This window comes from Plantactinospora sp. B24E8, assembly GCF_039871735.1.
GTDB lineage: Bacteria > Actinomycetota > Actinomycetes > Mycobacteriales > Micromonosporaceae > Plantactinospora.
This window is the reverse complement of record NZ_JBDPMH010000031.1, coordinates 54,974-80,224: the sequence shown is the minus strand read 5'-3', so window position 1 is coordinate 80,224 and position 25,251 is coordinate 54,974. Positions and strand designations below refer to the sequence as shown.

25 protein-coding genes and 2 pseudogenes are annotated in these 25,251 nt (G+C 72.5%); 14 read left to right on the top strand and 13 right to left on the bottom strand.

Annotated features, from left to right (window positions below; translation table 11 throughout):
- The first annotated feature begins 12 nt into the window (after positions 1 to 12).
- The 5 genes and pseudogenes from ABGB21_RS29620 (at position 13) to ABGB21_RS29600 (ending at position 2,989) form a co-directional block, all read left to right on the top strand.
- Entirely contained in the window at positions 13 to 780 is a 768-nt protein-coding gene (locus ABGB21_RS29620) for an FAD-dependent oxidoreductase (RefSeq protein WP_347680529.1), read from the top strand.
- Entirely contained in the window at positions 680 to 973 is a 294-nt protein-coding gene (locus ABGB21_RS29615) for a hypothetical protein (protein WP_347656330.1), read from the top strand. Before ABGB21_RS29620 ends, ABGB21_RS29615 begins: the two co-directional genes overlap by 101 nt.
- Positions 970 to 1,137 (top strand): annotated as a pseudogene (locus tag ABGB21_RS29610) (sigma factor); the annotation flags it as partial. The gene ABGB21_RS29615 and the pseudogene ABGB21_RS29610, both read left to right, overlap by 4 nt.
- A gap of 193 nt (positions 1,138 to 1,330) precedes the next feature.
- Positions 1,331 to 1,879 (top strand): sigma factor-like helix-turn-helix DNA-binding protein, encoded by a 549-nt coding sequence (locus tag ABGB21_RS29605; protein WP_347656321.1) that lies wholly within the window; start codon positions 1,331 to 1,333, stop codon positions 1,877 to 1,879.
- A gap of 624 nt (positions 1,880 to 2,503) precedes the next feature.
- The gene (locus ABGB21_RS29600) at positions 2,504 to 2,989 is read left to right on the top strand and encodes a DUF1062 domain-containing protein (RefSeq protein WP_347680527.1); all 486 of its coding nucleotides are present in this window, start codon (positions 2,504 to 2,506) and stop codon (positions 2,987 to 2,989) included.
- Between the two features lie 146 nt (positions 2,990 to 3,135).
- On the opposite strand, the gene ABGB21_RS29595 is transcribed toward ABGB21_RS29600, so the two are convergent.
- The gene (locus ABGB21_RS29595) at positions 3,136 to 4,434 is read right to left on the bottom strand and encodes an MFS transporter (protein WP_347680525.1); all 1,299 of its coding nucleotides are present in this window, start codon (positions 4,432 to 4,434) and stop codon (positions 3,136 to 3,138) included.
- A 129-nt stretch (positions 4,435 to 4,563) separates the two neighbouring features.
- Here ABGB21_RS29595 and ABGB21_RS29590 point away from each other — a divergent pair, with 129 nt between their 5' ends.
- From ABGB21_RS29590 to ABGB21_RS29580, 3 genes are all read left to right on the top strand, one after another.
- Positions 4,564 to 5,526 (top strand): LysR family transcriptional regulator, encoded by a 963-nt coding sequence (locus ABGB21_RS29590; RefSeq protein ID WP_347656212.1) that lies wholly within the window; start codon positions 4,564 to 4,566, stop codon positions 5,524 to 5,526.
- A gap of 173 nt (positions 5,527 to 5,699) precedes the next feature.
- Positions 5,700 to 6,104, top strand: a complete 405-nt coding sequence (locus ABGB21_RS29585) for a YciI family protein (protein ID WP_347656213.1) — start codon at positions 5,700 to 5,702, stop codon at positions 6,102 to 6,104.
- Positions 6,101 to 7,246: a DUF6596 domain-containing protein gene (locus ABGB21_RS29580; RefSeq protein WP_347656215.1), complete on the top strand. Its 1,146-nt coding sequence runs from the start codon at positions 6,101 to 6,103 to the stop codon at positions 7,244 to 7,246. The genes ABGB21_RS29585 and ABGB21_RS29580 overlap by 4 nt, the downstream gene beginning before the upstream one ends.
- A gap of 168 nt (positions 7,247 to 7,414) precedes the next feature.
- Here ABGB21_RS29580 and ABGB21_RS29575 read toward each other — a convergent pair whose 3' ends face one another.
- On the bottom strand, positions 7,415 to 7,960 hold the full coding sequence (locus ABGB21_RS29575; RefSeq protein ID WP_347656216.1) for a winged helix-turn-helix domain-containing protein: 546 nt from the start codon (positions 7,958 to 7,960) through the stop codon (positions 7,415 to 7,417).
- 113 nt (positions 7,961 to 8,073) lie between these two features.
- Between ABGB21_RS29575 and ABGB21_RS29570 the strand changes: the two genes are divergently transcribed.
- A complete protein-coding gene (locus ABGB21_RS29570) occupies positions 8,074 to 8,751 on the top strand; it encodes a hypothetical protein (RefSeq protein WP_347680523.1) in 678 nt (225 codons plus the stop codon).
- A 97-nt stretch (positions 8,752 to 8,848) separates the two neighbouring features.
- Here the strand turns inward: ABGB21_RS29570 and ABGB21_RS29565 are convergent, their stop codons facing one another.
- The gene (locus ABGB21_RS29565) at positions 8,849 to 9,610 is read right to left on the bottom strand and encodes an SDR family NAD(P)-dependent oxidoreductase (RefSeq protein WP_347680521.1); all 762 of its coding nucleotides are present in this window, start codon (positions 9,608 to 9,610) and stop codon (positions 8,849 to 8,851) included.
- A gap of 158 nt (positions 9,611 to 9,768) precedes the next feature.
- Between ABGB21_RS29565 and ABGB21_RS29560 the strand changes: the two are divergent.
- Positions 9,769 to 9,864: pseudogene (locus ABGB21_RS29560) on the top strand (helix-turn-helix domain-containing protein); the annotation flags it as partial.
- A gap of 450 nt (positions 9,865 to 10,314) precedes the next feature.
- Here the strand turns inward: ABGB21_RS29560 and ABGB21_RS29555 are convergent.
- A complete protein-coding gene (locus ABGB21_RS29555) occupies positions 10,315 to 10,623 on the bottom strand; it encodes a hypothetical protein (protein WP_347656221.1) in 309 nt (102 codons plus the stop codon).
- 156 nt (positions 10,624 to 10,779) lie between these two features.
- Here ABGB21_RS29555 and ABGB21_RS29550 point away from each other — a divergent pair, with 156 nt between their 5' ends.
- The 3 genes from ABGB21_RS29550 (at position 10,780) to ABGB21_RS29540 (ending at position 13,674) form a co-directional block, all read left to right on the top strand.
- Positions 10,780 to 11,880: an aldo/keto reductase gene (locus tag ABGB21_RS29550; protein WP_347656223.1), complete on the top strand. Its 1,101-nt coding sequence runs from the start codon at positions 10,780 to 10,782 to the stop codon at positions 11,878 to 11,880.
- A gap of 85 nt (positions 11,881 to 11,965) precedes the next feature.
- Positions 11,966 to 13,120, top strand: a complete 1,155-nt coding sequence (locus tag ABGB21_RS29545; protein WP_347656225.1) for a hypothetical protein — start codon at positions 11,966 to 11,968, stop codon at positions 13,118 to 13,120.
- 212 nt (positions 13,121 to 13,332) lie between these two features.
- Positions 13,333 to 13,674, top strand: coding sequence for an RNA polymerase-binding protein RbpA (locus ABGB21_RS29540; RefSeq protein ID WP_347656226.1), 342 nt, complete (start codon positions 13,333 to 13,335; stop codon positions 13,672 to 13,674).
- An 89-nt stretch (positions 13,675 to 13,763) separates the two neighbouring features.
- Here ABGB21_RS29540 and ABGB21_RS29535 read toward each other — a convergent pair whose 3' ends face one another.
- The 4 genes from ABGB21_RS29535 to ABGB21_RS29520 all read right to left on the bottom strand — a co-directional run bounded on the left by ABGB21_RS29535 (position 13,764) and on the right by ABGB21_RS29520 (position 18,548).
- The gene (locus tag ABGB21_RS29535; protein ID WP_347656228.1) at positions 13,764 to 14,288 is read right to left on the bottom strand and encodes an FxsA family protein; all 525 of its coding nucleotides are present in this window, start codon (positions 14,286 to 14,288) and stop codon (positions 13,764 to 13,766) included.
- A gap of 63 nt (positions 14,289 to 14,351) precedes the next feature.
- Complete coding sequence (locus ABGB21_RS29530; protein ID WP_347656229.1) at positions 14,352 to 15,134, bottom strand: polyprenol monophosphomannose synthase; 783 nt, start codon at positions 15,132 to 15,134, stop codon at positions 14,352 to 14,354.
- Complete coding sequence (lnt, locus tag ABGB21_RS29525) at positions 15,131 to 16,708, bottom strand: apolipoprotein N-acyltransferase (protein WP_347680539.1); 1,578 nt, start codon at positions 16,706 to 16,708, stop codon at positions 15,131 to 15,133. Before lnt ends, ABGB21_RS29530 begins: the two co-directional genes overlap by 4 nt.
- An 883-nt stretch (positions 16,709 to 17,591) precedes the next feature.
- Positions 17,592 to 18,548 (bottom strand): helix-turn-helix transcriptional regulator, encoded by a 957-nt coding sequence (locus ABGB21_RS29520; RefSeq protein ID WP_347680519.1) that lies wholly within the window; start codon positions 18,546 to 18,548, stop codon positions 17,592 to 17,594.
- On the opposite strand from ABGB21_RS29520, the gene ABGB21_RS29515 reads away from it, so the two are divergent.
- Positions 18,529 to 19,323, top strand: a complete 795-nt coding sequence (locus ABGB21_RS29515) for an SDR family oxidoreductase (protein WP_347656232.1) — start codon at positions 18,529 to 18,531, stop codon at positions 19,321 to 19,323. The two genes, ABGB21_RS29520 and ABGB21_RS29515, sit on opposite strands and share 20 nt — an antisense overlap.
- A 27-nt stretch (positions 19,324 to 19,350) precedes the next feature.
- Here ABGB21_RS29515 and ABGB21_RS29510 read toward each other — a convergent pair whose 3' ends face one another.
- The 5 genes from ABGB21_RS29510 to ABGB21_RS29490 are packed head-to-tail and all read right to left on the bottom strand — an operon-like array spanning position 19,351 to position 25,251.
- On the bottom strand, positions 19,351 to 20,688 hold the full coding sequence (locus tag ABGB21_RS29510) for a glutamate mutase L (protein WP_347680537.1): 1,338 nt from the start codon (positions 20,686 to 20,688) through the stop codon (positions 19,351 to 19,353).
- An 8-nt stretch (positions 20,689 to 20,696) separates the two neighbouring features.
- The gene (locus ABGB21_RS29505; RefSeq protein WP_347656234.1) at positions 20,697 to 21,155 is read right to left on the bottom strand and encodes a hotdog fold domain-containing protein; all 459 of its coding nucleotides are present in this window, start codon (positions 21,153 to 21,155) and stop codon (positions 20,697 to 20,699) included.
- The gene (locus ABGB21_RS29500; RefSeq protein ID WP_347656235.1) at positions 21,152 to 21,946 is read right to left on the bottom strand and encodes an OAM dimerization domain-containing protein; all 795 of its coding nucleotides are present in this window, start codon (positions 21,944 to 21,946) and stop codon (positions 21,152 to 21,154) included. Before ABGB21_RS29500 ends, ABGB21_RS29505 begins: the two co-directional genes overlap by 4 nt.
- A complete protein-coding gene (locus tag ABGB21_RS29495) occupies positions 21,943 to 23,586 on the bottom strand; it encodes a lysine 5,6-aminomutase subunit alpha (protein ID WP_347680535.1) in 1,644 nt (547 codons plus the stop codon). Before ABGB21_RS29495 ends, ABGB21_RS29500 begins: the two co-directional genes overlap by 4 nt.
- A gap of 24 nt (positions 23,587 to 23,610) precedes the next feature.
- Positions 23,611 to 25,251, bottom strand: coding sequence for an amidohydrolase family protein (locus ABGB21_RS29490; protein ID WP_347656237.1), 1,641 nt, complete (start codon positions 25,249 to 25,251; stop codon positions 23,611 to 23,613).

Here is a 25,251-nt window from a genome sequence, read left to right as displayed (position 1 = left end):
GTACGGGGGGCGATGGCGGCCACCTGGACAAACCGGCCTGCAACGGGAAGCCGCGCCTCGCGCGCGACAGGTCCCCGCCGCCGCGCCGGGCGCGGGGACGGCGGCGGGACGAAAGGCGGGGCGGCCGGAGGGCCGTCAGTTGTCGAAGTCGGTGGAGCGGGTGAGCTTTTCCCAGGATTGGAGTTCGGTGCGGGCACGGTCGAGGTGGTCGATGATCGCGTCGGTGGCGTCGTTGCCCAGTGGCAGACGCAGCGGCGGTTCGTCGGCGTCCAGCGCGGTGAGGATGGCGGCCGCGGCCTTGGCCGGGTCCCCGGGTTCCTGGCCGGCTCCGCCCGGCAGGCCGGACGCCCATGTTGGTGCCTAGCGCGAGCAGCAGGCGCCGCTGGAGGACGGCGCGGTCGATGCGCTCGTACGCGGCGACGAGGAGAACTCGTCGGTGAAGCCGGTTTGGCGGGTGGGGAGAGCATTGCGGCCGACGCGGTTCTGTGGATGAGCGGCACGCGGACATCGCCGCTGGCGGCCGCTGCCGGGCTGACCGTCGACGGGTACGGACGCATCGTCACCGACGCCGCGCTGCGGTCGGTGTCCCACCGCGAGGTGTACGCGATCGGCGACGCGGCCGCGATCCGCCAGGGCTACGGCGTCATGCGGCACCTGCCAGGGCGGTATGCCGACCGGGGTGCACGCCGCGCTGTCGATCGACCGGGTACTCAGGGGCAGGCAGCCCAAGCCGTTCCGCTTCGGCTACTACCACACGCCGGTGAGCCTGGGACGCGGTGACGCCGTGGTGCAGTTCACCCGGCCCGATGACAGCCCGCGCCGGGTCTGCCTGACCGGCCGCATCGCCGTCCGGTACAAGGAGACGGTGACCGCCTCGCCCTGGCCGACCTACGGCCGCATGAAGAAGATGCCCGCCTCGGGCGCGTTCTGGCCCCGCGGGAGCCGCTTCACCCGGCTCCCGGGGGCCAAGTGACCGACCTGTCCCCCCACCCCGAGCAGCAGGTCTTCCACGAGCACCGGCGGCTGCTGTTCTCCGTGGCCTACCGTCTCCTCGGCAGCGCTGCCGACGCCGAGGACGCGGTCCAGGACGCCTGGATCAAGTGGTCCGCCTCCGACCGCTCGCAGGTGGCCGCCCCCAAGGCGTACCTGACGCGCATCGTCTCGAACCTGGCTCTGGAACGGTTGCGCTCCACCCGGCACAGGCGGGAGACCTATGTGGGGCCGTGGCTGCCGGAACCCATCCTCACCGGAGGGGATGCCTCCGAGGTCGTCACGGACGCCGAGTCGGTGTCGATGGCCGCTGGAGACGCTCAGCCCCCTGGAGCGCGCGGTGTTTGTCCTGAAGGAGGTCTTCGACTTCAGCCACGCCGAGATCGCCGAAGCTGTGGAGCGTTCCGAAGCCGCGGTGCGGCAGGCCGCGCACCGCGGCCGCGAGCACGTGCGGGCTCGGCGGCCGCGCTTCGCCGCCGACCGGTCGCGGCAGCGCGTGGCCACCGAGCGGTTCTTCGCCGCTGCGACCGGCGGTGATGTCAACGCCCTGCTGGAACTGCTCGCCCCGGACGTCACCCTGTGGACCGACGGCGGCGGCAAGGTCCGCCAGGCCCTGCACCCGGTGGTGGGCGCGGCCACGGTGGCCGCCTGGTTCGCGGCCATCGGCACCGTCACCTACCAGGGCGTCGAGCCCGCCGATATGAAAGCCGAACTCGTCGAGCTCAACGGTGGGCCGGGCATCGTGTTCAGCGGACCGGCAGGCGTGATCGCCACCGTCACCTTCGACTTCGACGCCGACGGTCGTATCACCGCCGCCCACAACGTGGCCAACCCGGACAAGCTCCAGGCCGTCGCCAACGGTACCGCTTACCACCTCGGAGGGCGGTGAGCGTCGTCACCGCATGCTGTCGCCGGGCGCGAGGAGGCTGGTGAGCTCGGCGACAGCCCCGGGAGACGACGTGGAAGTAACGAGGGACGTCCCCCGGTTTCTTGTGTCGGGACTTCGCCAGTACGTGCGACCGTTGATACGCGGACCTGCCGAAACGGCGGCGTTCGGACCCAGAGGATGCGGCCGGTGGGGTGGGAGGCACTCGGGCGGTGGGGTGACGACGTCGCCCGCCTCGAGCCGCTTGCGGGCCGCCAAAGACGTGGAGCGTACACGTCGACGGGCACCTCGCCGTCGCCGAGGTCCGGGCGGTCTGAGGAAAACGTTTGAGCCTTCGTCCCGCTTCCCGTAGGTTGCCTGCGGCCCACCATGCTGAGGACAGAGGACATAACCCGCGTGACCCCGCCTGCTCTCTAGACCTGACTTTCACTCACCGGTAGCCGGCGCTCCGTCGGCTCTGCCGGGCTGCCCCCACGCGCCCGGTCATACCGCGTTCGAGGTCGCGCGAATCGACCTCGTGTCAGGTCTCGAGAGATCAGGTCCAGAAAAATCATGTCTTCACAACCTCATACCGTGCTGCCCTGGGTCGTTCGTCGGACCAGGTTGCCCCTGCTGTCCTTGCGTTGCGTGGACTGCCGGTCGGAGTCGGCCACCACCGGCCAGGGCAGGTTCCGGGTCAACGCCAACGGCAAACTGCTGGACGTGTGGCTGCTGGTCCGCTGCGTGTCCTGCGACCGGACGAGCAAACTCACCGTGCACGAGCGGACGCCGGTCACCTCCTTCGATCCGGACGAACTGCACGGCTACAACGTCAACGACCCGAACCTGGTGGCGGCCAGGCTGTTGGATCCGCTGCTCGCCCGGCGCAACCGTTTCACCCTGGACTGGACGGGGGCCTGGCGACTGGACAGCCCGTCGGCGTGGCCCGACCAGGCGTGGCCGGTCCAGGTGCGGGTCGCCTTCGAGGATCCGGTACCGGTGCGCCCGGAACGGCTCATCGCGCAGGGGCTCGGCCTCAGCCGGAACGAGGTACTGCGCCGCACCAAGTGCGACATTCCGTTGCATCGACGGACGAGCACCGGATTCACCTTCACCGTGCTCGCCGGCGACTGACGCGGTGGGTAGCCGAGCGGTCCGCCCGGCTACCCACCACAGAGCGGCGTTTGCAGGTGTTGGTGAAGGCGGAGACATCGGGCGACCCGGTGCCTGCGGCGGTGGGGGCACGAGCAAGGCTGCGGTTGTCGCGTGGCTTTCGTCTGTCAGCTGTTGACGGCTTCCGTACCCGGCTTCGCTGAAGCCGCTGCCTGCGCTTGGGTCCGGACTGTCGCCAGCTCACCGTCTGGTACGACTCCGGGACCCGGACGGCGGGGTAGTAGCAGCGGGCTGGTGAGGATCAGCAGTCCCGCGACCGTGATGGCCGTACGCGGGCTGGTGGCGTTGGCGAGCAGCCCGCCGAGCGCGCTGAGGACGGCGATGGCGGCACTGCTGCTGATCGACCAGGCCGACAGGGTGCGGGCGACGCGGTCGTCGGGGGTGTGTTCCAACCGGTAGGTCGCGAGCACCGGGTTGTACAGGCTCATGCTGATGATGATCGCGAGCTCGACAGCGATCACCGTCGCGAGGCCGGCGACGCCGGGTTGGACGAAGGCGAGGCCGATCAGCCAGACGGCGCGCAGTGTGCCGACGGTACGGAGGATGCGGTGTTGGCCGTGGCGGGCCACGACACGAGGGGCCAGGCGTGAGCCGACGAGTCCGCCGACGCAGGGGGCGGCGAAGGCGAGGCCGTACTGCCAGGGCGGGAAGCCCAGCTCGCCGAGCAGAAGCACCGCCAACAGCGGCTCGGTGGCCATGATCAGTCCGCCGACGAGCAGCTGGTTGAGATAGAGCGCCCGCAGGCCGGGACGGGACAGGATGTTCCGCCAGCCGTCGCGCAGCTCGGCGGCCCGGACCCGGTGCCTGGCGGTGCGCCGCGGGTGTTCCTCGCGGCCGCGAATCGCCGCGATGCCCAGCGCGGAGAGCAGGTAACTGAGCGCGTCGGCCACGACGGTGGTCACCGGCCCGAACAGGCCGACCGCGGCCCCGCCCAGCGGCGGCCCGACCGCGATGGAACTCCAGGTCGTCGACTCGAACCGTGCGTTGGCCACGAGCAGGTCAGCTGGCCGGACGAGGGCCTTGAGGTAGGCGCCGCTGGCCGCACTAAAGGTGATCTTGGCGGTGGCGACCACGGCCGAGACGACCAGCAGCTGCACGAAGGTGAGCCGGCCGAGGGCGTACGCGATGGGGATCGTCATCATGACCGCGAACCGGGCCAGGTCCATCGCGATCATCACCGGCCGTTTGCGGCGGAACTCCACCCACGGCCCGAGCGGCAACGCGACCAGTGCGCCCACGGCCGGCCCCATCGCGGACAGTGCGGACACCTGGGCGGGGCTGGCGTCCACCACCAGCACGGCGATCAGCGGCAGGGCACCGAAGCCCAGTCCGGAGCCGTAGGCGCTGACCGCGTACGAGGCCCACAACCACCCGAACCGCCGACCCAGGGATCGTCTCGCCGCCAAGCCCCGCACCTCCCGTTGTGAACAACTCGTTGTTGACCGCGGTGATCAAAGCAAGGCATGGAATGACAGATCAAACAACCGAATCGGCGACGAGCCACAACCAATTGTTGTGGCCGTAGGATCTGCTCCGTGGATCTCGACGCCGTCCGTACCTTCGTGGCCGCCGCGGATGCCGGCCAGTTCCAGGAGGCCGCCGCCGTACTGTCGATCACGCAGCAGGCGGTGTCCAAGCGCATCGCCGCGCTGGAGAAAGGTCTCGAGGTGCGGCTGTTCACCCGCACGGCTCGCGGCGCCCAACTCACCGTCGACGGTCAGGCCTTCCTGCCCCACGCCCGGGAGCTGCTTCGGGTGGAGGCGCGCGCCGACGCCTCCGTGCGCCCCGGCCGGCGCGCGTTGCGCGTCGACGTCCACAGCCGACGCACCGCGCCGGCGGTGCTGCTGCAGGACTTCCACCGTGCGCATCCGCGGATCGAGCTGGACGTCATCACCCTCGACGCCGACGTCCACGCCGCGACCGCCGCCGTCGAGGCGGGCACGGTCGACGCCACCTTCCACGCCGTCACCGTCCCCGCGCACCTGCTGCCGGGCGCGATCAGAACCGCCCGGTTGATCGACGAGCGCCACGAGATCCTCGTCGGGCCACGTCACGCGCTCGCCGGCGCCCGCGCCGTCACGCCCGCACAACTCGCCGGACACCGCATCTGGATGCCCGGCATGGCCGCTGGTACCGAATGGGCCGCCTACTACGACGAGCTCGCCGCCGCGTTTGGCCTCACCATCGACCGGATCGGGCCGGTCTTCGGCAACGAGGCGCTGCTGGCCGAGATCGCCGACTCCGCGGAACTGGCGACGTTGGTCGGCGAACGTACGCGATATCTGTGGCCGGACAGCTGGGACCTGCGGCGTATACCGGTGCGCGACCCGGCACCGGTATACCCGATGTCACTGATCTGGCGCGACGACAATCCGCATCCCGCGCTGAGCCCACTGCGCGAGTACCTCGAGTCCAGGCGAGCGGAGGGATCCACCGCCGAGGTCTGGATACCGGCATCGGGACGGCGACCGGTTTCAGAGCCACAAGCAGGACGTTGACGAGGTTGGCATCTCCGGCCGCCATCATTCTGTTCGTGTGTCGGATCCTCACGAGTCATGACAACCAGCACGATCCGCGACGATGTGATGGCCGTCACGGGCGAGGCTGTCGAGAACGGGGACGCCGCTCCGTCCCCGGGGCACGAGACGGACCGACACCAAGGAGAACCACGATGAAGTACCTGCTGCTGAAGCACTACCGCGGCGCCCCGGCACCGGTCAACGACGTGCCGATGGACCGGTGGACGCCGGAAGAGGTCGACGCCCACATGCAGTACATGCGCGACTTCGCGGCCCGCCTGGAGGAGACGGGTGAATACGTCGACGGCCAGGCACTGGCACCCGAGGGCAGGTTCGTGCGGTACGACGGCGAGGGGCGCCCGCCGGTGACCGACGGGCCGTTCGCCGAGACCAAGGACCTCATCGCCGGTTGGATGGTCATCGACGTGGAGTCCTGGGACCGCGCGGTCGAGCTGGCCGGGGAGCTGTCCGCCGCCCCCGGCGCGGGCGGCGAGCCGATCCACGAGTGGCTCGAGGTGCGGCCGTTCCTCACCGAGTCGGCCACGATCACCGAGTGAACGAGCCGCTGCTGCGGGAGCTCGTACCCGCGGTGATCGGTGTCCTCGTCCGACGCGGAGCAGACTTCGCGTCGGCCGAGGATGCCGTACAGGAAGCCCTGATCCGGGCGCTGGAGACCTGGCGGGACGATCCACCACGCGATCCGAAGGCGTGGCTGGTCGCGGTGTCGTGGCGGAAGTTCCTCGACGCGGCCCGCGCTTCGGCGTCGCGGCGCGGGCGGGAGCTCGCGGTGGCGGTCGAGCCGCCTGCCGGTCCGGCGCCGGCCACGGACGACACGCTGCGCCTGTTCTTCCTGTGCGCACACCCGGCACTGCCACACGCGGCGGCCGTCGCGTTGACGCTGCGTGCGGTCGGTGGGCTGACCACCCGTCAGATCGCCGAGGCCTACCTGGTGCCCGAGGCGACGATGGCGCAGCGGATCAGCCGGGCCAAGCGGCGGATCGCGGGGCTGTCGCTTGACCAGCCGGGTGATCCCGGTACGGTGCTGCGCGTGTTGTACCTGGTCTTCAACGAGGGGTACGGCGGGGATGTCGACCTGGCGGCCGAGGCGATCCGCCTGACCCGCCAACTCGTCGCGCTGACCGACGAACCCGAGGTCGCGGGGCTGCTGGCGCTGATGCTGCTGCACCATGCCCGGCGGGCGTCACGCACCGGCCCGGGCGGCCGTCTGGTGCCGCTGGCCGACCAGGACCGCGGTCGGTGGGACACCCGGCTGATCGCCGAGGGTGTCGAGATTCTGCAGGCCGCGCTGGCCCGCGACCGCCTGGGCGAATACCAGGCGCAGGCGGCGATCGCCGCCCTGCACGCGGACGCCCGCGACGCCGCCGAAACCGACTGGGTGCAGATCGTCGAGTGGTACGACGAACTGCTGCGTCTCACCGGCAGCCCGGTGGTACGGCTCAACCGGGCGGTGGCCGTCGGCGAGGCCGACGGACCACAGGTCGGCCTGGCGGCGTTGGCCGAGGTGAGCCCGGAACTGCCCCGGTACGCCGCGGTGACCGCGTACCTGCAGGAACGCGCCGGCGACCTCGAACGGGCCGCCGACGGGTATGCCGAGGCCGCCCGCGCCGCCACCAGCGTCCTGGAGCGCGACCACCTGACCCGGGAGGCCGCGCGGGTGCGGCAACTGCTGCGGCCGTGAGGCCAGGGACGCCCGACGGGTGTCTCGCTTCGGTCTGACGGACGATCTCGTCGACGTGTGTGCGCGGTGCGGTCCGCATCCGCGTCGGCCGTCCGACACGCGGTGGGCGGATTGTCGCAGCGGCCGACCGCCACCGAACGCCCTGGGTGGAACCCCGACCTGGGCGGGTCAGCCGAGGTCGGCAAGTCTCAGCAGGTCGTGCAGTGCGGCCCCGCCGGCGGGCGTGAGCCGGACCGCCCGGCCGGATCCGATCCGCGTGAGCCTGCCGTTGCCGAAGAAGGCCCCGGCCAGCTTCGCCCCGGCCACCCCGGCCGAGGTGATCGCGAAACCGCCGGTCTGGTTGAGCAGCCCCGCCCCGGTCATCGCGTCGGTGACCGCGACGCCGAGCCGTCCGGCGAGATGGTCGTAGCAGGTGCGGCCGCGCCGCAGGGCCGCGCTGGCGGTGACCGCCCGCAGTCCCCGCGCCAGGGTCGGGCGGGGGTCGGTCCGGGCAGCCAGATCTTCGATCAGCTGCGCGACCGACGAGCCGGCGAGCTGCACGTACCGGTGGCGGCCCTGGCGGCGTTCGACAAGGAGACCCCCGTCGACGAGGCGGTGCAGGTGTGCGGTCGCGGTGGACGGCGCGACCTCCGCCCGGGCGGCGAGTTCGCTGGCGGTCCAGGCGCGGCCGTCGAGCAGCGCGAGGCACAGCGCCGCCCGTGTCTCGTCGGCCAACAGCGCCGCGAGTGACCGGAGGCGGACGCCAGATCGGAGGTACGGGTCACGTCTCCATTATCGGCCGCGTCGGTTCGGTCGATACCGAACGATCGCGGCTCTAGCTTCGCCGCATGCAGCAGATAGTCGACCGCGATGACGCTTTTGCCGTTCTGCACGATCCTGGTTTTGTGGTCCCGCCGGTTCGACCCGGATCTGCGGGGGTCGCCTGGCTTCGCGCCACGGTCGGCCGGTTCAGCACCGGATCGGCGTACGCGCGTCGACGTGCGCTGTCGGTCGCGATCCTGGACGCGATCCCACCGGACTCCCTGCGCGGTGACGGAACCGGGCATCCGGTGGCGACCCTGGCCCGCGCCATGGGCGTCGACGCGCCGGTTGTCGGCCTGGTACAGGATGTCGCGCAGGCGTACCAGCCGGACACCGGCGACGACGCGCGCGCCGATGCGGCCGTCGACCGCCTGGTCGCGGTCCTCGGCGGCGGCTACGACGAGTGGACCGCGGCCCGGATCGGGGTGCTCGTGCAGGCGTGCGACGCGACCGCGGTGCTCGTCGAACGGGCCCGGCACCGACCGGTGGCGGACGTGCTGCGCGATCAGCCGCCGGTTCCGGCGACCAGACGGCAGGCGGTGGTCCGGACCACGATCGGGGACCTCACCATCGAGGCCGGTGAGGTGGTACGGGTGATTCTGGCCGGCGATCTGGCGTTCGGCGCCGGACCACGCCGCTGTCCCGGCCGGGCGCACGCCCTCGCTTTCGTTGACGCGAACCGTGCCGACGGACGGTGCGGCTGAGCGGTCCCCGCTGGCGGCGAACGCCCGGCCGCCGTCGCCCGGCCGCCGTCGCCCGGCCGCCGTCGCCCGGCCACACCGGGGAACGAGGACGGAGGTGTCAGCTTTTGCGGCCGGGGAGCATGGCCAACGCCTGGGAGCGCTGCGCGACAAGGTCGTCGTAGGTGCCGTCGCGTTCGGCCCAGCGGTGGGTGAGGACGCGCTGGACGAGGATTTCACGCGGGGTGGGATTTGCCGAGAGTAGTCGCATGGCCTCGGTGGCGAAGTCGTCGAGCGGCAGCGCGTGCGGGTTCACCTCCTCCTGGCCCGCGGTGGCGACGGCCGGCGGGACGAGCTCGACGACATCGACACCGGTGCCGTCGAGTTGCGCGCGCAGTGCCTCGGAGTAGGCGTGCACCGCGGCCTTCGAGGCGGCGTAGCTGGGCATGGGCGGGAACGGCAGGAAGGCGATGCCGGAGGTGACGGTGATGAAGGTGCCGGCGCCCCGGCGAACCAGGTGCGGGGTGAAGGCGTCGATGACGCGGATGGTGCCGACCAGGTTGGTGTCGATCGTCGCCTGTGCCGCCTCGAAGTGCGTGGGGTCACGCAGGTCCTCGAGGAGCATGACGCCCGACATGGTCACCACCGTGTCCAGCCCGGGGTAGCGGGCGAGCACGGCGTCCCGGCCAGACGCGACCGAGGCGCTGTCGGTGACGTCGATGCGGAACGTGCCGAATCCTTCCCCGGCGAGTTCCGAGAGTGCCTGCGGGCTGCGGCCGCCCACGGCCACGGTGCTGCCCGCCGCGGCGAACCGCCGGGCCAGTTCTCGTCCGATACCCGAGGTCCCGCCGACGATGAGAACGGTGCGGTTGGAGAGATCCATGAGACTTTCCCTTCGATCCACTGCGCCGACGACGCTCGGACCGCGACGCAAACAACGGTCTTTCCGTCCGTTTTCCAGGCCGGTGCCACCAAGTCTCGACGGTAGTCGCCGGGCCTGGCAGAGCCCCCGTTTTCCCTGGTCCTGGCAGGGCCCCCGTTGACGAGGTCGCCCTCCTCGCCGGGATCAGTCCCGACTACTACCTGCGCCTGGAACGGGGCCGTGACAAGAACCCCTCGCCGCAGGTCCTCGAAGCCACCCTCCGCACCACCATCGGCGACGACACCGACGATCCTCGGTTCGTCGAGCTCGTCGGGGAACTCGCTCTGGCCAGTCAGCGGTTCCGCGCCCTGTGGGCCCGCCACGACGTCCGCAGTCTCGATGGAGGCACGACCACCGTCTATCATCCCGTCGTCGGTGAACTACGCCTCCACCGGGACAAACTTCCATCGACGACGTCATCCTCGTCGTCTACTACCCGGACAGGGACAGTGACAGTGACGAGAAGTTGCGGCTCCTCGCCGCGCTCTCCCACACCGGGTCCGCCAACACAACGCACGACAGACCCGGCCCGGAGTGATCGTGGTACCGCCGACCACAGTCGACGATCGATTGTCCCCGACCCCGACTGTGGCGCGCCGACACCGGCTCCGCGTCCCGGCCGCCGTCGACCGGGGGCGGCCACCAGCCGCCCCGGGCGGACCGCTCTACAGGTCGTGTACCTCGATGACCCGGGTGGTGGGGGCGGCGGCACCGATCCGTTCGCGGTGGGCGAGGCGCTCCGGGTCGGCCAGGAAGGACTCGTAGCCGGCCCGTGAGCCGAACCGGATCACGTGCACCTCGGTCGCCGAATCCGTGCCGCGCATCCGCCGTTCGACCGATCCGCCGTGCCGGCCGAGCAGGGCCAGTACGGCGTCCTCGTACCGCCGGCCGACCTCGGTGTGGCCGGGTGCCATCTCGACGACGGCGACGAGCAGCACTTCCCCGGACGGATCGGCGCGGCTCGGTGTCGTCACCCGGCGATCGTACGGCATCGAGACGGGGTGGCCTGTGGGCGGAAGCCAGACCCGTATTTTGGACTTGTCGGTCCAATTTTCGCGGGGCAGGCTGTCACCGGCGGTCCGACCGGGCCCGCCACATCCACCCCACACACGATCTGGGAGACCAGGAAAATGGACTACTACCTGCTCGGCCGCTCCGGGCTACGGGTCAGCCGACTGGCGCTGGGCACGATGAACTTCGGCACCAGCGGCTTTCACGCCGCCTACGGCCGGACCGAGGGGGAGGTCGAACCGATCCTGCGTCGCTACCTCGACGCCGGCGGCAACTTCGTCGACACGGCCGACTTCTACACCGCCGGGGAGAGCGAGACCATCCTCGGCCGGTTGCTCACGGCCGCCGGGGTACGCGACCGGGTGGTCCTGACCAGCAAGTTCACCAACACCGTCGACCCGACCGACCCGAACGCCGGCGGCAACGGCCGCAAACACATGATCCGCGCGGTGGAGGCCTCGCTGCGCCGCCTCAACACCGACCACCTCGACCTGTACCTGCTGCACACCTGGGACCGGATCACCCCGGTGGAGGAGGTCGTGCGTACCTTCGACGACCTGGTCCGCGCCGGCAAGATCCGCCACGCCGGTCTGTCCGACGTGCCCGCCTGGTACGCGGCCCGCGCCCAGAGCCTCGCCGAAGCGCACGCGATGACCCCGATGGTCACCGTGCAACTGCCGTACTCCCTGGTCAACCGGGCCATCGAGCCGGAGTTCGCGCCGATGGCGCAGGCCCTCGGCATGGGCCTGACCGGCTGGAGCCCGCTCGGCGGCGGTCTGCTCAGCGGCAAGTACCGACGCACCGGCGACGGGCTCACCGGCACCGGACGCCTCGGCAACCCCGACAACCCCGGCCCGGCCGTCACCGCCCACGACTGGCAGGTCATCGAGACGTTGGAGAGCGTCGCCGCCGATCTGGGCCGGAGCATGGCCCAGGTGGCGATCAACTGGGCGGTCCACCAGCCCGGTGTCGCGTCCGTGGTCATCGGCGCCAGCAGCGCCGACCAACTGGACGCCAACCTGGCCGCGCTCGACTTCGACCTCCCGGCCGACGCCCGCCGACGCCTCGACGAGGTCAGCGCCCCGCAACTGCCGGCGCCGTACTCGATGTTCACCCCGCAGTACCAGTCCTGGATCGTCAGCCCCGGACTCGGCATCGGCGACAAGCCGGCCGGCTACGCCCCACCGGTGTTCCACGCGGCGACCCGGCCGGCCGACTGAGCCCGGACGCGGGCGGACCGGGTGGCGCCGCCCGGTCCGCGTCCCGGCCGTCGGTACGAGGGCCGGCCACTAGACTTCCCCGGCGATGGACCCGCAGACCCCCGCCCCGGACCAGACCACCGAAACCCGACCGTGCGCCCACTGTGGACGACCGGTGCCGCAGCGGGCCGCCGCCGGCCGACCGTTCCGCTACTGCCGGGACAACGACGGCGCCTGCCAGCGGGCCTCCCGTAACCAGCGGATGCGGCAACGCGGCGCCCCCGGCCTCGCCGGCCAGGTCGCCCGGGCCTGGGAACTCGTCGACCGACTCGACCAGATGACCACCACCCTCGGCGAGGCGCTGCACGCCGAACTGTCCCCGGCCGGGGTGGAACGCCAACTCGCCGAGGTCCGGGCCGAGGCCGCCACCCAGATCGCCGCCGCACACACCGAACGGGACGAGGCGCGCCGCGAGGCCGAGACCGCGGCGCAGACCCTGCACCAGGCACAGCAGGCGGCGGCCGCCGCGGTCTCCGACCGGGCCGCCGCGCGGGAGGAGTCACACCGGGCCGCCGAACTCGCCGACCAGGCCCGCGCCGAGGCCGCTGCCGCGCTCGCCGCCCGCGACACCGCCCAGCAGGCGGAGAGCGCGGCGCTCGCCCTGCGTACCCAGGCAGAGCGGGACCGGGACGCGGCCCGCCGGGAACTGGCGGCGCTGCGCACCGCCGCCGACGCCGACCGGCGGCGGCTGGCCGACCTGACCCGGGAGCGGGACACCGCGCGGGCCGCCGCCGAACACGCCGAACAGGTCGCCGCCGAGGCCCGCCGCGACGCCGACACCGCCCGCGGCGCGGCCACCGACGCGGTCGCCGCCGCCGACCGGTACCGGGCCGAGGCCGCCGAGGCCCGTACCGCCGCCGAGACCGCCACCCGGGACGCCGGCCGGGCCCGGACCGAGGCGCGGCAGGCGCAGACGGCGGCCGCCCAGGCCCGGTCGGAGATCCGGGCCGCCCAGACGGACCGGGACCGTGCCGTCGCCGACCTCCGCGACGTCCGGGACGCCGTGGCCGCCGCCGAGGCCCGGCTGGCGGACCTGACCGTACGACTCGCCGCCGCCGAGGCCGAACGGGACGCGGCCCGGGGCAGCGCCACCCAGCTCACCACCCAGGTCAGCGACCTGGCGGCGGCGCTGGCCAGCCTCAGCACCCGGGCCGCCGCCGGTGCGGCGCCGGCGACCCCGGGACCCACGCCGGCCGGCTGACCTGCCCGGCCGGGGCCCGTCACGTGACGAACCGGACGCGACGGGCACATTTCGCCCCCGGCCAGGGTGACCGCGGTCACTGCGCCGTTGATCCGGCTACGCTTCGAACGTTCGACGACACGTAGGTTTCTGACACCGGGTGGGAATCGCCCACCCGGCACATGTCGTTACAACGATAAGAACCAGCATCACGACCGAGGGGAAAGCCGATCATGGGCGAGCGCATGCTGCGCGGGAGCCGTCTGGGAGCAGTGAGCTACGAGTCCGACCGCAACACCGAGCTTGCCCCGCGACAGACCCGAGAGTACCTCTGCGCCAAGGGCCACCAGTTCGAGGTGCCGTTCGCCGTCGACGCCGAGGTCCCGATGACCTGGGAATGCAAGTTCGACGGCAGCGTCGCCCGGCTCGTCGACGGCAGCGAGCCCGAGCAGAAGAAGGCCAAGCCGCCGCGTACCCACTGGGACATGCTGCTCGAGCGCCGGTCGATCGCCGAACTGGAGAGCATCCTCAACGAGCGACTCGAAGAGGTCCGGACCCGCCGCGGCCGGGCCTGACCCGCGCGACACACCCCCGCACCGCCCCCACCGGCAGCCCGCCGCTGGGGGCGGTGCCACGTTCCGGGCCGCCGCGCCGGGCCCGGAACTCAGTGGCCGCGCGGCTCCACGATCTCGCCCTCGATCGCCGGCCCCGCCGACGGCGGAGGACGGCCCGGCGGCGGCTCCGTCGGCGCCGCCCCGGCACCGTCGCGCCGCACCCGCACCCGCCGCGGCCCGAACAGATCCCCGGCGACCGCCGCCGACACCCGACGCTCCGCCGCCCGCTGCACCCCCCGACGGGCCAGCCGCCGCACCGGCGGCAGCACCAGCAGCAGCCCCGCCACCCCGGTGACCAGACCCGGCACCGCCAGCAGAATCCCGGCCAGCAGACCGACCAGACCGTCGGTGACCTGCTCCCCGGGCGGCTGACCGCCCTGCACCGCGGACCGGAAACCCCGCCAGGCCCGCATCCCCTCCCGGCGCAGCAGCACCAGCCCCGCCGCCGAGGCAGCCACCAGCAGCAGGACCGTCCACCCGAAACCGATCCCCTGGCCGACCAGCAGAAACACCGCGATCTCCACGACCACGGTCAGCAGCAGTGCCAGCGGCACGACCCTCAGCCCTCGGCGCATGTCACCCCATCCGGATGTCGGAACCACACGTGTCCCGTCGGTCCAGCATGACACGCCACCCCGTCACGGCCAGCGCGCCCGCTGGTCGCGTCCACCCGTCCGACCCGACACCGGCCGCCGGTCGAACACCGACCAGAGCGTCACCCGCCACAACGCCTCACCAATGATCACCGGGCTCATCTTGCTCGCCCCCCGCTCCCGCTCGGCGAACGTGATCGGCACCTCGACCGTCCGCAGCCCCGCCCGATGCGCCCGCCAGGAGAGTTCCACCTGGAACGAGTACCCCTGCGAGGCGACCGAGTCGAGATCCAGCCGGGCCAACGCCGGCACCCGGTACACCCGAAACCCGCCGGTCGCGTCCGACAACGGCATCCCCAACGCCACCCGGGTGTACAGGTTCCCGCCCCGGGACAGCAGCTGCCGCCGCCGCGGCCAGTTCACCACCCGCCCACCGGCCGTCCACCTCGAACCGATCACCACGTCGGCGTCCCGGGCCGCCTCCAGCAGCCGGGGCAACTCCTCCGGGGCGTGCGAACCGTCCGCGTCCATCTCGACGACCGCGTCGTAGCCACGGTCCGCCGCCCAGCCGAACCCGGCCACGTACGCCGCCCCCAGGCCCCCCTTGCCGGCCCGGTGCAGGACATGGACCCGTCCGTCCGCCCGCGCCAACCCGTCGGCGATCGCACCGGTGCCGTCCGGACTGTCGTCGTCGACGACCAGGACCTCCACCGCCGGCACCGCCCGCCGGATCCGGTCGACGATCACCGTGACGTTGTCGGCCTCGTTGTACGTCGGCACCACCACCAGGACCCGGCCCACCCCGGGCACACCGTCCGTCTCATTCACCGCTCCTCCGCATCCGCCGGGTCGCCGGCCGTCGCCGCACCCGCCACGGGAACCGGACGACGACGGACCACCACCGCCGCGGCGAGGAACGCCACCGCCACCGCCACCAGCACCACCTCGGGCCAAACACCGACCCGGGTCGCGACCGTCCGGGCATCCCCGAGGCGCATCTGCCGGGTCACCACCGCACTCGTGTTGAACCCGGTCGCCCCGGATACCCGCCCATCCGCCCCGACGAACCCGGACACCCCGACCGTCGACGCCATCAACGCCTCCCGGCCGTGTTCCACCGCCCGCAGCCGGACCATCGCCAGCTGCTGCTCCGCCTCGGCGGCGTTGAACGTCGCGTTGTTCGTCTGCACCACCAGCACCCGCGCCCCACCGGTCACCGTGTCCCGGACCAGGCCGTCGTAGGCGACCTCGAAACAGATCACATCCCCCAACGGCACCCCGCCGACCCGCAGCACCCCGGGCCGCTCCCCGGCCACGAAATCGTTACGGACCCGGTCGACCTCCTTGCTCACCATCCGGGCGACCGACCGCAGCGGGATGTACTCGGCGAACGGCACCGGATGCCGCTTGATGTACATCTGCGACGTGTCCAGGCCGGTACCCGGCAGCCACACCAGCCCCGCGTTACGCACCTGCCCCTCGCCCGGGCCTAGCAGCACCGCACCGACCAGGATCGGCGCCCCGACCGCGTCGGCGGCCGCCGAGATCCGGGCCGCCGCGTCCGGCGCCCGGGTCGGGTCGATGTCGCTGGAGTTCTCCGGCCACACCACCAGGTCCGGCCGCCGCTCCTGACCCGCCGCCACCCGCCCGGCCAACGCCACCGTGGCGTTCACGTGGTTGTCCAGCACCGCCCGCCGCTGCGCGTTGAAGTCCAACCCCATCCGCGGCACGTTGCCCTGGATGATCGCGACCGTCGCCGTGTCGGCCCCGGCCCCGACCCCGACCGGCAGCAGCAGACCCGCCACCACGACCACCAGCGCCCCGGCGACCAGCCCGGCCGCCCGCAGCCGGCCCGCGCCGCCCCGCCCCCGCCACGGCCGCCACACCGCCGCGACCAGCAGCCCACCCGCCACCGCGACCCCGAACGTGACAAGCGGAGCCCCGCCGACCGCGGCCAGCCGCAGCAGCGGCGAATCCCCCTGACTGAACGCGAGCCGCCCCCACGGGAAACCCCCGAACGGGGTACGGTCCCGCAACGCCTCCTGCGCCACCCACAGCACCCCGGTGACCAGCGGCCACACCCACCGGAACCGGTCAACCAGCACACTCGTGACCGCGATCCCCGCCCCGAGCAGCCCCAGATACGCCGCCTGCAACCCGGACAACAGCAGCCACGGCAGGTTACCGGTGTACAGGTTCGTCCAACTCAGCATCGGCACGAACAGGACCAGCCCGGCGACCGCCCCCAACCCGAACCCGGCCCGGACCCGCCGACGGTGGACGGCCACGGCCAGCAGCGCCACCCCGACCGGCGCCGTCCACCACAGCCCGTACGGCGGGAACGCCAGCAGCAGCGCCAACCCGGCCAGCGCCGCCGCCACCAACGCCACCGGCAACGGCAACGGACGTCCGGCCCGCTCCGGCCGACCCCGCCCACCCGGCCCGACCGGCCCACCCGGCGGCGGCCCCTCACCGTCACCGGCGACCGTCGCCCCGGCCGTGTCCACCACAGTCACGTACGCCTCACCGTCTGATCGGCCCGCCGCCGACAACCGGCGACAGGTGCGGATCCACCCGCGGAAGGCTACCGGGCCGGCAAGCAAAATCGGGGCGCGGCCGACAGCCGCGCCCCGATGCTCCCAGGCCCTTCCCGGCCGGTGTGGTCAGGGAGCCGCACCACGACCTTCGGACCGACCGGACGCGAACTGGCTGTTCCCGTCAGGCCGTTGTCTACTGGCCGTCCGCACCACCCTGCCCAGACACCGGTAACCGCGGCCGGTTCGCGCCGCCCCGCCGACCCCCGCCCGCTGGACCTGGCCGTCGCGACGAATCAGTACCTGTCACTCGGCCAGCGGACGAAGGGACGAAGCGAACAGCAGCCGCTTCCCGTTGTAGGACTCAAAGACGGTACGTGGTCACCCCCGGGCACTGTCAACTGCCCCCGGGCCAGTCGTCCGATTCGCAGCGGCGTGTCGCGTTCGACCGCCCGCCGACGGTGGCACCCACCACACCCCGGCAACCACCACCGTCACCCGAAACCCGCCCCCGGCTCACGTTCGGTGACCGACAGCGCGCGGATGGGGCCCGACCCAGACAGACCTGACCCTCGCCGGCCTCGGACGAGCCGCCTGATGCCGATGGACTCCGCCATGGCCGCCCCCGGAAGACGTCGGCCGCGTGCGAGGCGAACACCGTCGGTGGCGGTGCCGGCCGAGGAGACCACGGCCGAGGAAATCACTACGTCACCCTGTCGGGTGGCGGTGTCCGTCGGGGTCGGCTGCGGCGCTAGTGCAGATGCGCGCTCGCCCGGGCGCCGAGAACGTTCAGAAGAGCCAGCGTCTCGGCGCCGGGGGATCCAGGCGGTGCGCTGTAGAGCACGAGGTACTGGTCGCGGTCGGTGAGGGTGAGGGTGTCGCAGTCGACGGTGACCTCGCCGACGGCCGGGTGGCGGAAGGTCTTAGTGAGCGTCGGTGCGGGCTGTACGTCGTGGCGTTCCCAGAGCTGGGCGAAGTCGGGGCTGGTGTCTCGGAGTTCGTCGACGAGGCCGGTCACTGCGGGATCGGTGGGGTAGCGGGCGAGGGTGGTGTGGAGCTGCATCACGATACCCAGCCGGAAGTCGGCGGCGTCGGAGATCCCGTAGAGCGTCTTATCGGCGTACTGCGGTGCGGGGAAGGCCCGACGGGCGAGGTTGCGCTCATTGGGGGTGAGCGGGGCGAAGTCCTCCGTGAGGGCGGCCGCGAGCTCGTTCCAGGCGAGGACCTCGCACGCGGCGGACATCACGAAGCCAGCTGTCTGAGGCATTCGTTCGAGGAGCGCGAGGATGCTGGGGCGGACGTCGCGCCGGTGCAGTCCGGTGCGGTTCGGCGCGGTGCCGGCGAGGACGTGGAGGTGGTCGGACTCGGCGTCGGTGAGCCGCAGGGCGCCGGAGATCGCGGCCAGGACGTCGCCTGAGGGGCGTGGCGCCCGTCCCTGTTCGAGGCGGGTGTAGTACTCGGTGGAGATATGCGCGAGGACGGCCACTTCCTCACGGCGCAGACCTGGTGTGCGGCGTCGCGGGCCGGAGGGGAGGTCCACGTCCTGGGGGCGGAGCCGCGCGCGGCGGCTGCGGAGGAATGCCCCGAGCTCCCGTTTGTCCATACGGCCAGTGTGCGCGCCGTCCGGCGGCGGATCGTAGTACTGGTTGTGCCTGTATCCGGCCGGCGGTCGGCCGGACGCTGTTGCCATGACGAACAACACGAACACCACTGAGATCGCACTCGTCGGCCTGCTCGCCGGCAAGATCATCTTCATCACCGGCGCCAGCCGCGGCATTGGAGCGGCCGCGGCCCGGCTCTTCGCCTCCGAGGGCGCCGCCGTCGTGCTCGCCGCCCGCAGCACCGACGCCCTGGAGACCATCGTGAAGGAGATCCGCGCCGACGGCGGTACCGCCGACGCCGTCACCCTGGACCTCGCCGACAGCGCGAGCATCCGCGCCGCCGTCGACCAGGTCGAAAAGCTGCACGGACGGCTGGATGGCGCCTTCAACAACGGCGCGGTCCCCCAGCAGCGGTTCGGCCCGGTCCACACCACCAGCGACGAGGACATCGACGAGCAGTTCGCCATCAACTTCCGCGCGCACTGGACCGCCATGAACGCCCAGGCCGCTCTCATGCGCAAGAACGGGGGCGGGGCGATCGTCAACACCTCCAGCATCGGCAGCCGCCGCGCGAACCCGGCCCTGCCCGCCTACGGCGCCATGAAACGCGCGCTCAACAGCCTCACCGAGACCGCCGCGGTGAACTGGGCCGGTGACCGTATCCGGGTCAACGGCATCACCCCCGGCGGCACCTCCACCGACATGATCGCCACCTGGGAGGCGGCGACCCCCGGCATCGTCGAGCAGATGACCAAGTCGATCCCACTCGGTCAGATGGGCGAGCCCCGGCAGATCGCCGAGGCGGCCGCCTGGCTGCTCAGCGACCGCGCCTCGTACGTGACCGGCGCGATCCTCCCGGTCGACGGCGGCGCCGGCGCCTGACCAGGACCAGTTTCTGGCGTATCTGGGTCAGCCCCCCAGATGCCGACGCAGCAGCCCCGCCACCGCCTCCGGATGCTCCCGCGCCAACAACCCGGCCGCCGCCAACACGTAGTCCCCGTCCACCACCACGGCCGCCTCCCGGGGCACCGCCCACCCGCCCCCGTGATCGGTCAACACCGCGCCCAACACCCCACCGGCGACCCCCGGACCACCGTGACGCAGCACCCCACCGGAGCCGACCAGCAGCCGCACATCCCGCAGATCCCGACCCGGCACCCCCACCGGCCCCCCACCCCGGGCGTGCCGGCGTACCGCCACCACCGCCGCCAACGTCGCGATCCGCTCCTCCGCCGCCCGCCCTGCCGGATCCGCCGCCAGCCGCCCCGGGTCCGCCGCCAACACCTGCGCCGCCTCCGCCAACGGCCCCTCCTCGCCCGGCGCCAGCAGCCGCTCCGCCGCCGCCGCCGCGACCACCCCCGGCGCGCTCCACCGCATCCCCAGATCACCCTCGACCGTCCGGACCCGCCACAGGGTGCCGGCCGCCGCCGCACCCGGCCCACCCCCGCGCTCGTCCGGCACCAGCACCGAGTACACGTCCGTGGTCGCCCCACCCACGTCCACCACCGCCAGATCCCCACCGACCAGGTCGGCGAGGGCGGCGACCCCGGTCAACACCGCGTCCGGGGTCGCCGCCCGCACCAGCCGGGCGAACCGGGACCCCCGCGACAGCCGCTTACCACCGATCACATGCCGCAGGAACACGTCCCGGATCGCCGCCCGGGCCGGCCCGGGCGCCAGCACCCCGATCGCCGGCAACACGTTCCCGGTCACCGTCACCGGCACCCCGCGACCCGCGAGCAGCTCCGCCGCCGCCGGCGCCGCCGCCACGTTCCCGGCGACCACCACCGGCGTACGCCACCGCGCCCGCGCCAACCAGCCGGCGTTGTGCAGCAGCACCTCCGCGTCCCCGCCGTCGGTCCCGCCGACCAGCAGCAGCACATCCGGCCGGGCCGCCCGCACCGCCACCAGCCCCGCCCGGTCCAACCGTCCCGCCGCCACGTGCACCACCCGGGCCCCCGCCGACAACCCGACCTGGTGACCGGCCCGCGCCGTGACCAGCCGCTCGTAGCCGAGCACCGCGAGCCGCAACCCACCCCCGGCCGACGAACAGACGTACCACGGTGCCGCCGACCCGTCCGGCAGGCCGGCGGTGGCGGCACCGACCGCCGCGTCCAGGCCGTGCAGCACGTCGGTACCGACCGTCGTCGGCCGCGCCGCCGCCGCCAACACCCCACCGCCGTCGAGGTCGACCACCGCCACCTTCGTCCACGTCGAACCGACATCGGCGCAGACCACGTACGGCATCACCACCGCTACCGCGAGTCCGGATCCGGGTCCACCGACGCGGCGGCACCGTCACCCGGCACCACCACCGTGCCAACCGCGGTCACCGCCACCAACGGCGGATCGACCACCTCCGCCGCCGACGGCCCCCGATCCGGCCGCCCCCGACACACCACCCGGCAGACCAGATCCAACGTCCGACTCCGGCGCCCCACCCGGGTCACCGTCGCCACCACCTCCACCACGTCCCCGGCCCGCACCGGCGCCAGGAACCGCACCTGCGCATAACCGGCGAACAACCCCTCGTCGCCGTCCGTCCGGATACACACCTCGGTCGCCACGTCCCCGAACAACCCCAACGCGTACGCCCCGTCGACCAGGTTCCCCGCGTAGTGGGCGTGCCCGTACGGCACATACCGCCGGTGCGTCACCGTCAACCCGAGCCGCGGGTCGTCACCCGCACCGCCCTGAACCACCGCACCCGTCACCGCGCCACCCCCGTCCCCGAAACCGGCCGCGTCGACCCACGCCCACCCGCTGGTGCCGCCGGCACCAGCCGGTGCACCAGATAACTCGCCACCTCACCCGGAGTCGTCCCCCGACCGAAGATCCGATCCACCCCCAGCTCGGCCGCCATCGACTCGTCGAACCGCGGACCACCCACCACCAGCAACGGACGCCGATCCGCCGGCAACGCCTCCCGGAACGCCGCCGACATCTCCCGCACGTTGTGCAGATGCGCGTCCCGCTGCGTCACCACCTGCGACACCAGCACCGCGTCCGCCCGGGCCACCCGGGCCGCCGACACCAGGTCCGGCACACTCACCTGCGCCCCCAGGTTCGTCACCGCCAACTCCCGGTAGTACTCCAACCCCTTCTCCCCGGCGATCCCCTTCACGTTCAGGATCGCGTCGATCCCCACCGTGTGCGCGTCCGTGCCGATACACGCCCCCACCACCGACAGCTTCCGCCGCAGCCGCCGCCGCACCACCGCGTTGACCTCCTTCGCCGACAGCAACGGAAAGTCCCGCTCCACCACCCGCACCGCCGACAGGTCCACCAGATGGTTCACCCGCCCGTACACCACAAAAAACGTGAACCCGTCCCCCATCTGCCGGGCATGCACCAGCAACGCCGGCTCCACCCCCATCTTCGCCGCCAACTGCAGCGCCGCCCCCTCCGCCCGCTTGTCATGCGGCACCGGCAGGGTGAACGACACCTGCACCATCCCGTCCCCGGTGCTGTCCCCGTACGGCCGCACCACCGGACCGCCCGTCACGACGCCCCACCCCCCACACCCGACGCGCCCGCCTCCAACAACTCCGTCGCCGGGTTGTAGTAGCCGTCCGCGTGCGCCACCACCCCGTCCAGCCCCCGACCCCGGTCCGCCGGCCGCTTCGTGATCCCGAACGTGCCGGCCCCGATCGCCGTCAACAACCCCTCGTCCACGATCCGCGCCAACAACTCCGCCGCCTCACCCAACACCTGGTGCGCTCGCCGCTGGATGAACCCACCCGGCACCGGCACAAAATCCTCGTGCAGCCCACCGGCCGCCCCGAGCACGTACCGCACGTTCTGCAGCGCGATGTCCCGATCCGACAACCACGGCGTCACCACCGCCTCGGTCATCATCCCCACCAGCAGAATCCCCTGCCCGGTCAACGTCCCCGCCAGATTGAAGAACCCGTCCAGCAGATTGCCCCGGAACACGTCCCCGGTCATGTGCCGCGTCGGCGGCATCCACTTCAACGGCGCGTCCGGAAACAACTCCCGCGCCAACAACGCGTGCGCCAACTCCAACCGGAACGACTCCGGCAGATCCGGATCGATCTCGAACGCGTGCCCCAACCCCAACTGCCAGTCCGCCAACCCCGCCTCGTGCGCGAAGTACTCGTTCAACAACTGGGACACCGTCACCGTGTGCGCGTCCGCCACCGCGTCCGCCGTCGTCAGATAGTTGTCCTCACCGGTGTTGATGATGATCCCCGCCCGGGCGTGCACCTGCCGCGAGAACCGCTGGTCCACAAAGGTCCGCACCGGATTGATGTCCCGGAACAGGATCCCGTACATCGAATCGTTCAACATCATGTCCAGCCGCTCCAGGCCGGCCAGCACCGCCATCTCCGGCATACACAGACCCGACGCGTAGTTCGTCAACCGCACGTACCGGCCCAACTCCCGCGACGAGTCGTCCAACGCCGCCCGCATCAACCGGAAGTTCTCCTGCGTCGCGTACGTCCCCGCGAACCCCTCCCGGGTCGCCCCCTCCGGCACGTAGTCCAACAACGACTGCCCCGTCGACCGGATCACCGCGATCACGTCCGCACCCGCCCGAGCCGCCGCCTGCGCCTGCGGAATGTCCTCGTAGATGTCCCCGGTCGCCACGATCAGATAGATCCACGGCCGGCGGCCACCACCGGTCGACGGCGGCCCGGAGAACCGGCGCACCAGCCGCTCCCGCTCCGCCCGCCGCCGATCCACCCGCCGCAACCCGGCACCGACCGCCCGCCGCGCCGCCGCAGTCGCCGACCGCCGCGCCCGACCCTCCGGCACCCCGAACCGCACCGACCCCGCCGCCGCCTTCTGCGCCAGCAACGTCACCGCCGCACCGACATCCCGACCCGCCGCCGGCGCACCCAACTCCCGCGCCACCGCGTCGAACACCGGCAACGCCACCCCGTGCGCCAACCCCACCTCGGCGACCACCGCGTCCACCAGCCGGTTCACCCACGGAATCCCGTCCGGATCCGCACCGACCACCCCGGCCAGCCGCAACACCGCCCGCTCCACCGACACCGTGGTGTGCCCACGCGCCAGATCCACCACCGGCGCACCGGCCCGCCGCGCCAACTCCCGGACCCGCCGCACCAGCACCGGATCCAGAGCCAGCTTCCCGCCGGCCCGCGGCCCGTCAACCACCGACACCGACAACCACCCCCAGACTCACCCGACACCGTCGCCAAAAATCACCGAACCGCGCAGCACCGTCCGCCGACACACCGGCAACGGCGTCGGATCCTCCGGCCCCCGCACCTCCGGATCCGCCGCCACCAGCACCGGCAACCCGCCGTCCACCCCGGCCGGCGTCGACCACACCGCGAACGTCGCCGCTGCCCCCGGCGCCAACACGCCCTCGGCCGGCCCACGGCCCGCCGCCCCACCCTCGAACCCGGCCGGCAACGCCCGCCAACCACCCCGGGTGTGCGCCGCGAACGCCGCCCGCACCGTCAACCGCTGCACCGGACTGAAATGCGCCACCGCCGCCCGCACCGACCCCCACGGATCCAACGGCGTCACCGGCGAATCCGACCCGAACGCCAACGTCACCCCGGTCGCGTGCATCGCCCCCATCGGATTCGACGCCAACGCCCGCTCCACACCCAGGCGCGACGCGTACATCCGCCGCTCCCCACCCCACAGCCGGTCGAACGCCGGCTGCATGCTCGCCACGATCCCGAACTCCACAAACCCGGCGATCAACCGCTTGTTCATGATCTCGGCGTGCTCGACCCGGTGCCGGGCCGCCCGCAACCGCTCCACCCCGAGCCGCTCCGCCGCCAACCCGAACCCGGCCAGCACCGTCCCGATCGCCGCGTCCCCGATCGCGTGGAACCCGCCCTGCACCCCGTACGCCGCACAGTCGACCAGATGGTCCCGCACCTGCTCCGCCGACAGATACCCGTGCCCACACGCACCCGGCTCCCCGTCGACGTACGGCACCGACACATGCGCGGTACGCGCCCCCAACGCCCCGTCCGCGAACAGGTCACCACCCGCGCCGACCGCACCCAGCTCCTTCGCCCGCGCCGCCCCCAGCAGCTCGCCCCAGTAGCCGTACACCTCCGGACCACCGTCACCCGAGCGGGACAACACCGCCGTGAAATCCTCCTCGCTGGAGATCTCCGGCCCACCACACTCGTGCACCGCCGCGATCCCCAACGACGCCGCCCGCCGCAACGCCACCCCCTGCGCCGCCCGCCGCTGCGCCGCCGTCACCGACCCCAGCGCCACCTCCCGCACCACATGGTGGGCGTCCCGCCGCAACCACCCCGACGCGTCGTACCCCGCCGCCCGCACCACCTCCGGCGCCGCCGCCAACAACGCCGACGAACACAACGCCGAATGGATCGACGCCTGCGACAGGTACACCCGCCGGCCACCCGCCGCCCGATCCAACTCCGCCGCCTCCGGCACCCGCCGGTCCGCCCAACCCGACTCGTCCCAGCCGTGCCCCAACACCACCGCGTCCGCCGGCAACCCCGCCGCGAACCCCGCCACCGCGTCCAACACCTCACGCGCCGAACCGGTCGCGGACAGATCCAGCCCGGACAACGCCAACCCGGTGTCGGTGGCGTGCACGTGCGCGTCCACGAACGCCGGCGTCACCAACGCACCATCCAGCTCCACCACCCGGTCCGCCGCCGGGGCGTCACCGTCGGCACCGAGCCAGACGATCCGCCCGTCCCGGACCAGCAACGCCGTCGCCAGCGGATCAGCGGGACAGTACAACCGCCCACCCCGGTACAGGGTCGAGAAAGCCGGCACGGTCGCCGAGGAGCCGATCGTCATCGAGGGGTTCGTCAT